Genomic DNA, 12984 nt, shown 5'->3' with positions numbered 1-12984 from the left:
TCCCCTTGTTTCCGGATTATCCGGGGTGTTAGCATTTATGAAAGCGCTTAATTTTTGAAATGGCGTAAAGAGCCGGAACGACTGCTCAAGAGGGGGATGCAGCATGAACAAAATGAATACGCTTGGTTCTCGTTTCTTTCTGCTTTTCGGTGCGATCACGGTTCCCCTCCTTTTGATTCTTTTTATCGTCGGGAATTATGCTAAAAGCGTCGTCTTGACTCAAGTTGCGAATTCATATCAAAACCTGGTTAATTCCAATTTACATATGATCGACAAGAGCTTGGAAGATATTACGACGTATATGCTGGATATTGTTAATAACGATGATGACTTTCAAAAATTCGGGAAACCCGGTTTATCCGACTCCGAGAATTATTTTACGCAATTTCAGTTAATTCACCGGAACACGATTTATCAATCTTATTACCATACGGTCGACATGTTTTTTATTTATTCCAAACCGAAAGACAGGGCATATTCTACGGATATGTTCGGTGCCGCTTCCGACGATAAAGAGGCGGTAAGAGCTTGGATTGCCGATTCGTTCCACCAACCGGAGCTCATTAAAGGTCTGATGTATAAGTGGTCTGTCATTCGCATTCAGGATCAACATTATTTATACCGATTGGTAAGCGACGATTTAACCAATAATGCCTATATCGGAGCCATCATCAGCATGAACAGTTTGAAGATCCCCCTTGGAAACCTGGATCTGAGGGAGGGCGGGGATGTATTGTTTGTTGGAGATGACGGCACGGTATTGTCCAATCCTTCATCTTCATTAAAGGCCATCCAACGATTGGATGCGGATAAACTGCAAAAGAGCCAATCGTTCACGCTCTCAAACGGGAAATCAAAGCTGTTGGCGGTTACCAGCCGTTCGGCAAACAGCGGAATCAGTATGGCTGTTCTCCTTCCGAATTCAGAGCTGCTGCGGGGCTTAAGCGGTTTTCAAATCATGATCAATTTGCTTCCGCTGTTTGTCGTTGTCACTTTAATTTTATATATATCCATTTTTCGAAGCATCATTTTCAATCCCATTCGTCAATTGCTGAAAGCGATAAGGCGGATTAAAGAAGGAGATATGAATACGAGATTGCCCGATTCGAGCATTACCGAATTTGCTTTGATCAATCATTCCTTTAACCGAATGGTCGCAGAGATCACGGATTTGAAAATAAACGTTTATGAAGAGAGACTGCGCTCCCAGCAAGCAGAACTGAAGCATCTTCAACTGCAAATTAATCCTCATTTTTTTCTGAATACGATGAATATCATCTTTCAGTTGGCGGACTTGAAGCGCTATGAATTGGTGAAAAAGACCGTGCGCCATCTGATGCAATATTTCAGGTTTATGCTTCGTTCAAAGAGAGATATGATCACCATTTCCCAGGAAATGGATCATATTATTCATTACTTGGAAATCCAAAAAATGCGCTATCAGGATTCATTCATGTTTGATATCCGGTTGCCGGATGATTTGCATCACGTTCAGATTCCGTCCCTGCTTATCCAGCCCTTTGTGGAAAATGCGATGATTCATGGCATGAGCGTAAAGACGACCCCTTTTATGATGCAAATTTCGGTTGAACGGCCGGGTGGAACCGAGGATATGATCGCGATCGAATTGCGTGATAACGGAAAAGGGATGACATCAGAACAACGTATGGAATTCAACTCGGAAGGGTACGCTCCGGATTCAGAAGACAGCCACATCGGGATATGGAATGTAAAAAGACGTCTGGCGATGCGGTATGGGGGCAAGGCGCAGCTGGTCTTTCATCATAATGAGCCTAAAGGCGTTCGGATACGGCTGTTGCTGCCGATTGAGTATGCGGAGGAGGGAACTAAAGATGTACAACATGCTGATCGTGGACGATGAAAAATTCGCCGTGGAAGGCATCCGTAAATGCAATGATTGGCAGATGCACGGCATCGATACGGTGGATGTGGCTTATAACGCGGACGATGCCAGAAAAATTATGTTGGAGAAACGGATCGATATCTTGATCTGCGATATAGAGATGCCTGACGAGGAAGGGTTTTCCTTGGTCCAATGGGTCAATGATCGTTCTCCTCACACGGAATGGGTGTTTCTGAGCTGCCACGACGAGTTTGCGTATGCGAAGCGGGCTCTTCACCTCGGAAGTTTCGATTATTTATTGAAACCCGTGGACAGTGAAGAATTGGCGCAAGTGGTTGGGCGAATGATACATGCCATCGAGGAGAAGGAAAAACAGTCGCGCTATAATGAGATGTATCAGAAATACTACTCGCTATGGAAAAAACAGCAGCCGCTGCTCGCGGAGCGATTCTGGCAAGATTTGTTGTCCCGCCGCATTTTGCCGTTTGGCGATTTCCTGGAAAGGGCACTTAAGGATGCACAGATCCAGCTGTCGCCGGAGGATTATGTTTTGCCGTTCCTGATCAGTATTGAGGATTGGAAGAAGCCGCTTCAGGAACGGGAGAAGGAAATGATGGAATATGCGGTAAAGAAGGCGGCAGAGGAGCTTCTGCTTGCCGATCATCCCGGGCAGGCCATTATAGACAAAAATGGTATCCTATTTGTCATCGTCTACGGGTCGAGGACAATTCAGGGCGCATCTTCAACAGACAGATGGGTTCAGGCAGGAAGACAATTTCTTGAAGTCTGCCAAAATTATTTCTATTGCAAGGCGTCCTGTTATGTCGGTTATTTTGCGACTTTTCAAGATTTGCCCAGATTGTGCCTCGGTTTGAAGGAAATGGAACGAAACAATGTGGCCAAATCACAGTCTGTTCTTGTCTTTACGGCATTCGAAGAGAAAGAAACGGACGGACTCGTCCGGAAATCGATTCAATATATGAAAGAGAATGTGGAGGAAGACATCTCCCGGGAAGATGTTGCAGCTCATGTCAGGCTCAATCCTACTTATTTATCGCGGCTGTTTAAGAAGGAAACCGGCAACAACCTGATCGATTACCTGATTGAAATCAAAATGGACAGGGCGAAGCTATTACTCGACTCGACGGATATGACCGTAAGCGCAATCGCCCAGCAGGTTGGATACTGCAACTTTTCCCACTTTACCCGAATGTTCAAGAAGCACTGCGGAGTTAACCCCCAACAATATCGAAAGCAATATGCACGGCTCAGCTATCGATGAGCTGTGCTTTTTTTTCGAATCGACGAAGTAACAAAATGACTAGAGCCGGGTAACAAAAACAGTGGGGGACCCGTTCGATTGCCTGTAAGATAATAACATAAACAGCAACAGGAAGGTGGACCCTATGTATGTAGAAAAACAATTGGCGTCAATTAGGGAAAAGTCAACCGGGAAATCCAGAAATCCGTTTCGGACACTATGGAAATTCCGGGCGTTGATGATTTTGGCGTTACCCGGCTTTTTGTTTCTGCTGATAAACAATTATCTGCCTATGTTCGGTATTTTTCTCGCATTTAAGGATTTGAATTTTTCGAAGGGAATCTGGGGCAGCGACTGGGCAGGTTTCGATAATTTTAAATTTCTGTTCGCCACAGGAGATATCTGGAAGATTGTCGCCCATACGATCGTGTATAACCTCGCTTTTCTCGTTATTAACACGGTCTTATCGGTGTTACTCGCTCTGTTGTTAAATGAGGTCAGAAGCCGGATTTTATCCAAATTTTATCAAAGCACGCTGATTTTGCCCAATTTTATCTCTATGGTCGTCGTTGCTTTCCTCGTATTCGGCTTCCTGAATCCCGATCTCGGTTTTATCAATAAATCGATTTTAGAGCCGATGGGCCATGAAGCGATATCTTGGTACATGTCTCCGCAATATTGGCCGTACATTTTAGCGATAGTTAATATTTGGAAATCTGTAGGCTTTGGCTCCATTATTTATTTAGCGACGATTGTAGGGATCGACAAAGAATATTACGAAGCTGCGATGATCGACGGAGCTGGCAAGTGGAAGCAAATGACCCGTATAACCCTTCCGTTTCTCGTTCCGGTCATCATTATTTTAACGCTCCTTTCGCTCGGCCGCATCTTTAATGCCGATTTTGGCTTGTTCTACCAGGTGACCTTAAACGCCGGAATGCTCAAGAGTACAACAGAAGTCATCGACACGTATGTCTATAACGCGCTGCTTGTATCGGGAGATTCAAATCTCGCTTCGTCGGCCGGTCTATTGCAGTCTGTCGTCGGCTTTATTTTAGTGGTGTCGGTGAATATGATCGTGAAAAAAATAAGCAAAGAGAAGGCGTTATTTTAGGAGGGAGACCCGTGCCAAAAAAACATAATCGGACGGACCTGGTGATTAATCTGTTTTTTATCCTTGCCTGCCTGGCCTGTTTAATTCCGTTCTGGCTGATCTTGATGGTTTCATTGACCAGTCAGGATGCGTTGACCAAATACGGATACAGCTTTTGGCCGCGAGAATTCGACTTTGTTGCCTACCGCTATCTGCTCCATGATGCGGAGCCGATCTTGAGAGCGTTCGGCGTTTCCATTTTTGTAACCGCTGTCGGAACAATCGTCAGCCTGTTCGTGACATCGGCCATGGCCTTCTCGCTCTCCAGAAAGGACTTTCCGTACCGCGGATTTTTAAGTTTCTATGTGCTGATTACGATGTTGTTCGGCGGCGGATTGCTTCCTTGGTACTTGGTCTATACGAAGTTCCTCCATTTGCAGGACTCCCTGCTCGCCTTGATTATTCCCGGACTGCTGGGCGGGTTTAACGTATTCATTATCCGCACGTTCTTTACGACCAGCATCCCTCCGTCCCTGATTGATTCGGCGCAAATCGACGGAGCGAGTGAATACCGTACGTATTTCAGCATTATTCTTCCGCTATCGTTGCCGGTTCTGGCAACGGTTGGTCTTTTCACAATTGTGGGCTATTGGAACGATTGGTTTACGAGCCTGGTCTTTATCAGTAACGATAAGCTCTACAATTTGCAATATTTCTTATACAACACTTTAATGAATGCTCAATATCTTCAGTCCATTGCGGATAAAGCGCATATTGACGCGTCGTCTATGCAGGTTCAGCCGCTGGAGGAGCTTCGAATGGCAATGGCGGTTATTGCGGTATTGCCGGTCGCGCTTGTATTTCCTTTCCTGCAAAAATATTTTGTTAAAGGCTTGACGATCGGTTCAGTCAAAGGCTAAGTTCGGTTCCGGCCGATTTAGTATAAAAACATCCTATGGGGGGTTACGGAAATGAAACGTTATAATAAAAGGTCGATCATTCTTACGTCGCTTCTTCTATCGCTTTCTCTTGCCGCGGCGGGCTGTACAGGCAATAGCGCAGGCAACCAGAATACGGAGCCGGCACAGGAGCCTCAATCTTCGCAGGCTTCGCAAAGTTCAGACCAAGGTGCCGAAAAATTGGATCCGTACGAAGTCGTCATGGTCTATCCGGACGGCAAACAGAATGATCTGTCAACCGTCCAAAGCGCCATGAACGATTATTTGAACAAAACCTATCCGGAGCTAAATATGAAGGTTAAGCTTAATCCGATCGATTGGAGCGCTTACAGCGACAAGACGAACCTCATGATGTCCTCAGGGGGAAAATTCGATCTGCTGTGGACGGCCAATTGGATGGGGTTTGAATCGCAAGTGGTTAAAGGCGCCCTGCTTCCGCTCGATGATCTGCTTGCGAAATATGGAGCCGATATTAAAGCGGTTGAAGGTGACCTGCTGGAAGGAGCTCGCCGCGGGGGTAAGCTGTACGGCCTCCATGTTCACCAGGAGCTGGGCAATCCCCAAGGAATCGTGCTCAGAAAAGATCTGGTCGACAAATATAATATGGACCTGAGCCCCCTTAAATCAGGGGAATTCAAAGACCTTGAACCGCTGCTGAAGACGATTAAGGATAACGAGCCGAACATAACACCTGCCGTTGGACCGGCCTTCCCGCTAGGCGCTTATTTTGGATCGGGCAGCATGGAGAGCATCATTGGCCCTGCCGGGCTGGATCAGCGGGATCCAAATGCGGACAATAAATTTAAAGTCGTCAATATGTATGAAACTTCCCGCTATATGGAATTGGCGAATTTGACGCGTGAATGGTATAAAGCGGGTTATCTCAACAAGGATGCAACGACCCCTGGAGTGGATATTTGGAAAAAGTTCCAAGCCAAAACGGCGTTTGCGTCCATCGGATCCGATCTGGAAATCGTGAAGGATATGGAAATCGGAAAGCCGGCGCCTATGCCGAACAAGAGCACGCAAATCGGCATTGAGCTCATTCAGATTCCGATGAACATTGACAGGCTGCATACGACCAAGCTGTCCGCGACGATGCAAGCCATTTCCCAAACTTCTAAAGATCCGGCTCGTGCGATGATGCTCTTGAATTTGTTATACAAGGATAAAAATTTACTGACCTTGTTCAACTACGGCGTAGAAGGTAAGCATTACGTCCTGAATAACGGGCAAATCGCTTTGCCGGACGGCAAAACGAAGGACAATGTCGGGTTCTATCACGACAACCAGTGGCAGCTCGGCAACCAAATGCTCAACTACACCCGCATAGGCGAAGATCCGGACAAGTACAAGAACTATGAGCAATTCAACGAAATCGTTCAAAGCCAGCCTTCTCCGCTATTCGGATTCGTGTTCGATCCGGAGCCGGTGAAGAATGAATTGATCGCCATCGGCAAAATTCAAAGCACCTACGATCCGGGCCTTCAATCGGGCCAACTGGACCCGGCAGAATTGCCGAAGATGATCGATAAATTGAAAGCCGCAGGTCTTGAAAAAATCATTGCCGAAGCTCAGAAGCAAGTAGACGCTTGGCGCGCAGCTAACGGAAAATAAGGATGAAAAGGGGTATTGCCTAGCGCAATACCCCTTTTGACTGCCATAAATGAAGAATAGATGAGAAAAATGAAAAAGAATGACGAAATGTAGCGGGAAAGATGAAAGGATTCTAATTTCGCTGCAGGAGGGATTTCAGAGAAAAAATCGAATTGTACTACTCAATGTAATAATAACTACATAATTGTCGAATTTCCGTACATGGAAAACGGGGGAACCATCTTGGGTGAATTAATCTTGCAATTAAAGGATTATAGGGCACCTTCAACCGAACCCTTAGCTAACCTCGTAGGCAGCGAAGGGAGTATATGTTGAAGAAGCGAGCCGCAGTTTTGTTGTTGGGAGCCACAATGTTGTTTGCAGGTGCAGGGAATGCTTTTGCAAATGAATCAGAGTTAAATGAAACCGTTAATGAAGTCGTAGGGACTCCTTATAAGTGGGGAGGAACTACGGTCCAAGGATTTGATTGTTCCGGATTCATCCGTTACGTGTTTAATCAATTCGAAACGAAGCTTCCGCGGACATCCAGGTCACAAGCAAAGGTTGGCATGAAAGTGGAGAAAGAGGAACTGCGTCCTGGAGACCTTGTTTTCTTTAACACAAATGGCATCGGGATTTCTCATGCCGGTATCTACATAGGTGAGGGAAAATTTGCTCATTCATCCAGCAGCAAAGGTGTCAGCATCAGCAAATTGTCGGACTCTTATTATAAGAAACGTTATGTCACTGCCCGGCGTATTGTAACGGGAGAACATTATGCAGCAATGATCGAAGACATCCATGAGTCAGATGATGCTCGTGCGTAAAAGATAAGGACCAGCCCGCCATAGCAGATGGCAGGCCGGTTTTTTTTTGCCTAAAGTTTTCTTTGTCTTGTGACGATTAACAATTCGCAATCGAAAATTTAGCGCCAATTACAAAAAACAATGGATGCCCTTTAAAATGCAGGGTAGAAAAGATAATATATGAGATGGATCGTAATGTAACCTTTTCTCACATTCCATGGAGATAAGGCTTGCTTTTTTCCAAAAGGAGCTAAATGAAACATCCATTTATCCCGATTGAATCGCAATCACGAAATGATAGCTTACAAGAACACCGCTGAAAGGTATGAATAATGATGAGCTTAGAGGCTTTAAACGAACGAGTGAAAACCGAACTTTCTTATCTCGCTTTCGGGGGCGCGGACTGGGTGCGTCCTCTGAGCCATCCTGAAGGGCATGTCTACGATGTCGTCATTATCGGCGGCGGCCAAGGCGGCTTAGGCACGGCTTTCGGACTTTTGCGCGAGCGGGTATCCAATATTCTCGTGATCGACGAAAACCGTGAAGGCTTGGAAGGGCCGTGGGAAACCTATGCCCGGATGGTGACGCTCCGAACACCCAAGCATTTGACCTCCATCGACCTTGGGGTTCCTTCTTTGACCTTCCGCTCATGGTGGGAAGCGCAATTCGGGCCGGAAGGCTGGGAAGCGGTGGATAAAATTCCGCGGGGCGACTGGATGAACTACCTGCGCTGGTATCGGAAGGTTCTGAATTTGCCAGTCATCAATGAAGTGAAGCTGAACCTGATCGAGCCTGCAGAAGATGGGATTCACCGCCTTCATATCGAAGGGGCCGGGGCGCCGCGGGGCCTGCTGCTGGCTCGCAAAGTCATTCTGGCCAACGGCATTCAAGGCGGCGGCGAATGGCACGTACCGCCGATGATCTCAGGCAAATTGCCGGACCATCTCTACGCTCACACTTCGAAAGATATTGATTTTGAAGCGCTTAAAGGCAAGAAAATTGCTGTTTTGGGCGGCGGGGCGTCGGCCTTTGATAATGCCAATTTCGCCTTGAACGAAGGTGTGGCTGAGGCACACGTCTTTGTACGCCGCAAGGAGCTGCCGCGTATCAATCCGATCCGCCAGATGGAAGTTTCCGGCATGATCGAGCATTTCCCGACTTTGCCGGACGCCGATAAATATAAAGTATTCGCCCATTTCTTTAAGTTCAATCAGCCGCCGACGAACGATACGTTTGGACGGGCTGCTTCCTGGCCCGGCTTTAATCTGCACTTGGGCGCACCATGGCTTGATGTGGAGGCGACAGATGACGGTGCGGTGGTGACCACGCCTCAGGGTAAATTCACCTTTGATTTCCTCATCATCAGCACCGGTCTTCTTACCGATCCGGCGTTGCGTCCGGAGCTGAAGCTTGTCGAAAGCCACATTGCCCGCTGGAGCGACCGTTATACGGCGCCGGAAGAAGTGGCCAATCCGCTGCTCGATTCCCATCCTTACCTCAGCCCCGGCTTTGCTTTCGAAGGCCGCGATGAAGAGGGAGCAAAGCTTTTGCATGGACTTTATGCTTTCAACTATTCTGCGCTAATCAGCTGCGGGATTTCGGCTTCGGCGATTTCCGGCATGAAATATGCGATTCCAAAGCTCGCTTCGGCGGTCGCGCATCAGCTGTTCCTCGATGACCGTGAAGAAATTTTGAAAAACTTCTTCGCTTATAACGAGCTTGAATTTGTCGGCGAATGGCCGCAAAAGGGATAACCCAGCTTGAACTGAAAAGAGCCGTCCCCGAGTAGTAAACATTCTACGAGCGGGACGGCTCTATTTTCAATTACAGTATGGCCATGCAATCCCAATCCCCATATCTACTTATGCATCGGATTCGGCCCTGCTTGGAACGGCATCGTTTGGGTCGGATACATGACGTTAGGAGAATCTTCTCTTTCCATGTACGTTTTGTGACAGTACAGATGCGAAATGCGCGGGATATAGACGGATTCGCCCAGTGTCATTTGTTTCGGATTTCCAATGTGCGGGTTCGCTTCCTCAATGATCGGATAGGGCATATTGTACATATGGGATATTTTTTCTAACGTATCCCCGGCTTGCGCTTGATGGACAGTGAAGATTTCGTTTCCGCCGTCTTCATCCCGGAAAAAAGGAAAGAAAAACGGAAAGAAGAAGAAAAACGGGAACAAGAAGCGGCCGGGAAAAAATGGATGAGGGAACGGGCGGAATGGACGGCGGAATCCGGGTCCGCCAAACGGTGTAAACGCACGATGCATAATAAGACCTCCGTTGAAGTATAGTCATTTGACTATATACACTATGGCCTACACAAAAAATAGGTTCCTACCCTTATAAAAAAATGGGCTCGTCCTGGTCGATTAACGTAATTCCAATCAGATTAATAAGAATACTAAATAAATAAATATATCATAGCAAACAGACAAAAATCAACATATTTTTGCTTGATCGATGGAAAAAATTGAAGTAGTATATAGGAGAACGTAAAAAAAGGAAGAGAGGTGTACAAGCATGACGATGAGTATGAACATGATGATGATGATGTGTATGGAAGAAATGATGTGCAAGATGAAATGTATGCAGATGATGATGGATTCCATGCAAGAAGCGGGCGAAATGGACATGGATATGGACATGATGATGTCCAAAATGCAGGAATGCGACGAAATGATGACCGGTATGATGGCAATGATGCGCGACAAAAAACAACCGATGGCTTAAGGTCTCACGACTCTCTTAATCCAACGGGCAAAGCAGTCAACTGCATGCCTATTTTTTTTGTCCAAAAACCCGCTTCAAATACGTTTAAGTTGTCTGGCGATATACAGCCGCCGCTGCTTCAAGTTCCACAGAGCCTCTTCCGCCTGCCGATCCTCATTCGCCGTACTCTTCCGCAGCCGTTCATAAACGGCCAGCATTTCATGAATAACCGCATCGTACTGCTGCCACAGCTGGACTTTCAATTCCTGTACCGGATTGTAATCGGGCACGTTCATCTGCTTCAACGTCTGTACAATTTCTTCTTTCCAGGCGGAATCGCCGATTTGCACCGCATAGTTCAACAGATCCAAATAATCATCGATCCATATTTGCGTAATGGCCGCAGAATTTGTCATGTTGCTTATCTCCTCGAATTTTGGTATATACCAAGTATTATACTCGGTTTTATAGGTAAATCAATACTTTTTCTTTAATCCGATTTGTTGAAGTCGGCGAGCGACTCCATATCGGCCAGCCGTTCGACCGTCCAATCTGGGGCGAACAGTGGATTGCCGGGAACGGCCTGAAGCCGGGCCAAGCCTTGTCTGACCCAAATCGCGCGCATGCCAAGCTTTTTGGCTGGAATGATGTCGTTATCGATGCGGTCTCCAACCATGACGGCTTCCTCAGGGAGGCAGGCGGTTTTGCTTAAGGCCAGCTCAAAAAAACGGGGATCCGGCTTGGCAAGCCCTTCTTCGGAAGAAGAGAACACCGCATGGATATGCTCCAGCATGCCGTACCGTTCCAGTCTCGACGTTGTTCCGGCGCTTTGGTTGGCAATAATGCCGATGCGATAGTTTTGCGCGAGCTTGCGCAGCAGCTCTTTCGCCTGCGGGAACGGCTTCTCCAGCTCTTTGCGGTATTTCATTGCGCTTCTGACGGCCGCGATATCCGCATCCGACTTGATGAACTTCTTCATCACATCCTGCATCGGAAAGGGACTGAAGCTGCGGTGCGCTTCCATAAAAGCGTCCAGCGCTTCCTCGTGCCGCAGCGGCCATCCGAGCAGCGAAGCCTGTTCGACGAACTGTCCGATAATGTCTCTGATCGGTTCGCTTTCATCCACCAGCGTTTCGCCGACATCAAAAAAGAACCATTTGATCCGCTTTGTATTCAACTGCGGCCACCCGCTCTCTTGGATTCATGTTAAGGAATCTTCATCAACATCTTATGGCGAAATTGTACAAAGTATCATTGCCGGAAGCAACTGAAGCGGATATTTGTTAAAAATAAAACTTATCCATTTCCGGCGGGATGCCGCAGCGTCGCAAATACCATTCGAGCGGTTCCCCATGCTCCATCGGCTCGGCGCACGTCAACAGCTTGACGGCAAATTCGTTCGCCTGATTTTCGTACCTGCCGACGGCAAAGTAGGTTTCCCTTGTAATGAAATAATGGTTCATGCCTCGGTGCAGCAGCGTATGGCCGAGCTCGTGGGCGCAGATGAACCGCTGCTCATCCTCCGGCGCATTCCGGTTGATCACGATGAATTTCCGGCGGAACACACGCTGGCAGTAGCCTTTAATGCCGCCCGGCAAATCCAGGATCAGCACGGTAATATGAAACATTTTGGCCAGTTGAAAAGGGCATGACGTGCCGTATTTAGTATAAAGATTTCGCGTTCGCCGTTTGATGTCCATCATGCTTTCCCCCAGGTCACAGCCGCTGTCAATTTCCGTCGTCCATATTCTCTCGGGCTTTTTTGTAGGCTTCTTTATTTTGTCGTTTCGCTTCCCAGGCGATCGTCTCCATGACGCCGATCATCTTTTGCCGGTCTTCCTCCGAAAATTCGATGCCGTCATAATACAGCACCTCCGGCTGTTCGATAAATTTTTTGATATCCCGCCTGTCCTTCGCACTTGCCCATGAAGGGGCTTCCACGACAGCATCGAAGCCGAGCAAATAATCGGGATTGACACCGTAAAATTCAGCCAGCTTGTTCAGCATATCGACCCGCGGCCTCGCGATGCCGTTCTCCCACGAATTATAGCGCGCCCGCTTGATGCCGAGCTGCTTGGCGGCGTCATACTGGGAAAGTCCTTTTTCTTCCCTTAACCGGATCAGAATTTGGCCTATGCTCTTCTTCATGCTCATGCCTCCAAAAATGGTTTCGCCTGCTCTTGACGGATAAAAAAATTATCCATATAATGATCGCATCGAACACATGTTCCGTTTTAACTATCATGCCTTAAGGTTGAGTTTAATGCAAGCATTATTATTTTATTAGTCCTGTGGAGGTGAAGAGCGCTTTAACCCTGCGTTTATCGGGGGAGGAATGAGGGGGGTCATACCTGTGGTTGGATAATTTAATTATCTATCTTTAACGATCGGATGATGATGCCGGAGGCGTCAAGAGCGGGCGTCTACATGGGTTAGTTTGGCCATTCCAGAGCGGAGGTGATTCCAATGGATAACACAGAACATCTATCTTTCTTTCTGTCCGCAATTAGTCAGGTTGGATTTCCTATTTTCCTTGCCGGTTATTTGCTTTTTCGTTTTGAAAAGAAGCTGGAAACGTTGTCGGAGTCGATTTCGCGGCTGAAGGATGACTTGAATAAAATTAGCGAGGAGATCCAGGAAAAATGAGCTGCTCGGCCAATTACGCCTCATTGCTCCAGCCTCTCT

The 12984-nt window shown here is 47.1% G+C and carries 14 protein-coding genes and 1 riboswitch; of the genes, 9 read left to right on the top strand and 5 right to left on the bottom strand.

Annotated features, from left to right (window positions below; all coding sequences use genetic code 11):
* Positions 1 to 103: 103 nt before the first annotated feature.
* The 7 genes from VN24_RS03930 to VN24_RS03900 all read left to right on the top strand — a co-directional run bounded on the left by VN24_RS03930 (position 104) and on the right by VN24_RS03900 (position 9333).
* Entirely contained in the window at positions 104 to 1882 is a 1779-nt protein-coding gene (locus VN24_RS03930; RefSeq protein ID WP_045669350.1) for a sensor histidine kinase, read from the top strand.
* Positions 1854 to 3146 (top strand): response regulator, encoded by a 1293-nt coding sequence (locus tag VN24_RS03925; RefSeq protein ID WP_045669349.1) that lies wholly within the window; start codon positions 1854 to 1856, stop codon positions 3144 to 3146. The genes VN24_RS03930 and VN24_RS03925 overlap by 29 nt, the downstream gene beginning before the upstream one ends.
* A gap of 217 nt (positions 3147 to 3363) precedes the next feature.
* The gene (locus VN24_RS03920; protein ID WP_045672942.1) at positions 3364 to 4239 is read left to right on the top strand and encodes an ABC transporter permease; all 876 of its coding nucleotides are present in this window, start codon (positions 3364 to 3366) and stop codon (positions 4237 to 4239) included.
* Between the two features lie 11 nt (positions 4240 to 4250).
* Complete coding sequence (locus VN24_RS03915; RefSeq protein ID WP_045669348.1) at positions 4251 to 5138, top strand: carbohydrate ABC transporter permease; 888 nt, start codon at positions 4251 to 4253, stop codon at positions 5136 to 5138.
* A 51-nt stretch (positions 5139 to 5189) separates the two neighbouring features.
* Positions 5190 to 6794, top strand: coding sequence for an ABC transporter substrate-binding protein (locus tag VN24_RS03910; RefSeq protein ID WP_045669347.1), 1605 nt, complete (start codon positions 5190 to 5192; stop codon positions 6792 to 6794).
* A gap of 175 nt (positions 6795 to 6969) precedes the next feature.
* A riboswitch (cyclic di-AMP (ydaO/yuaA leader) is annotated at positions 6970 to 7104 on the top strand.
* The gene (locus VN24_RS03905) at positions 7103 to 7600 is read left to right on the top strand and encodes a C40 family peptidase (protein ID WP_045669346.1); all 498 of its coding nucleotides are present in this window, start codon (positions 7103 to 7105) and stop codon (positions 7598 to 7600) included. (Overlaps the previous riboswitch by 2 nt.)
* 314 nt (positions 7601 to 7914) lie before the next feature.
* Positions 7915 to 9333 carry an NAD(P)-binding domain-containing protein gene (locus VN24_RS03900; protein ID WP_045672941.1) on the top strand — a complete coding sequence of 473 codons (1419 nt, stop codon included), beginning with the start codon at positions 7915 to 7917 and terminating at the stop codon, positions 9331 to 9333.
* Between the two features lie 104 nt (positions 9334 to 9437).
* Here the strand turns inward: VN24_RS03900 and VN24_RS03895 are convergent, their stop codons facing one another.
* Positions 9438 to 9857 (bottom strand): LysM peptidoglycan-binding domain-containing protein, encoded by a 420-nt coding sequence (locus VN24_RS03895; RefSeq protein ID WP_148505193.1) that lies wholly within the window; start codon positions 9855 to 9857, stop codon positions 9438 to 9440.
* Positions 9858 to 10110: 253 nt separating this feature from the next.
* Between VN24_RS03895 and VN24_RS03890 the strand changes: the two genes are divergently transcribed.
* Positions 10111 to 10320: a hypothetical protein gene (locus VN24_RS03890; protein WP_045669345.1), complete on the top strand. Its 210-nt coding sequence runs from the start codon at positions 10111 to 10113 to the stop codon at positions 10318 to 10320.
* Between the two features lie 74 nt (positions 10321 to 10394).
* Here VN24_RS03890 and VN24_RS03885 read toward each other — a convergent pair whose 3' ends face one another.
* The 4 genes from VN24_RS03885 to VN24_RS03870 all read right to left on the bottom strand — a co-directional run bounded on the left by VN24_RS03885 (position 10395) and on the right by VN24_RS03870 (position 12447).
* Positions 10395 to 10715, bottom strand: a complete 321-nt coding sequence (locus tag VN24_RS03885; protein WP_045669344.1) for a hypothetical protein — start codon at positions 10713 to 10715, stop codon at positions 10395 to 10397.
* Between the two features lie 74 nt (positions 10716 to 10789).
* A complete protein-coding gene (locus VN24_RS03880; RefSeq protein WP_045669343.1) occupies positions 10790 to 11476 on the bottom strand; it encodes an HAD family hydrolase in 687 nt (228 codons plus the stop codon).
* Between the two features lie 106 nt (positions 11477 to 11582).
* Positions 11583 to 12002: an ImmA/IrrE family metallo-endopeptidase gene (locus VN24_RS03875; protein ID WP_082083603.1), complete on the bottom strand. Its 420-nt coding sequence runs from the start codon at positions 12000 to 12002 to the stop codon at positions 11583 to 11585.
* 25 nt (positions 12003 to 12027) lie between these two features.
* A complete protein-coding gene (locus VN24_RS03870; RefSeq protein ID WP_045669341.1) occupies positions 12028 to 12447 on the bottom strand; it encodes a helix-turn-helix domain-containing protein in 420 nt (139 codons plus the stop codon).
* Between the two features lie 318 nt (positions 12448 to 12765).
* Between VN24_RS03870 and VN24_RS03865 the strand changes: the two genes are divergently transcribed.
* On the top strand, positions 12766 to 12945 hold the full coding sequence (locus tag VN24_RS03865; RefSeq protein ID WP_045669340.1) for a YvrJ family protein: 180 nt from the start codon (positions 12766 to 12768) through the stop codon (positions 12943 to 12945).
* Positions 12946 to 12984 lie beyond the last annotated feature (39 nt).

It is taken from the genome of Paenibacillus beijingensis, assembly GCF_000961095.1.
Classification (GTDB): domain Bacteria; phylum Bacillota; class Bacilli; order Paenibacillales; family Paenibacillaceae; genus Paenibacillus_O; species Paenibacillus_O beijingensis.
This window is presented reverse-complemented; position numbering and strand designations above follow the sequence as displayed.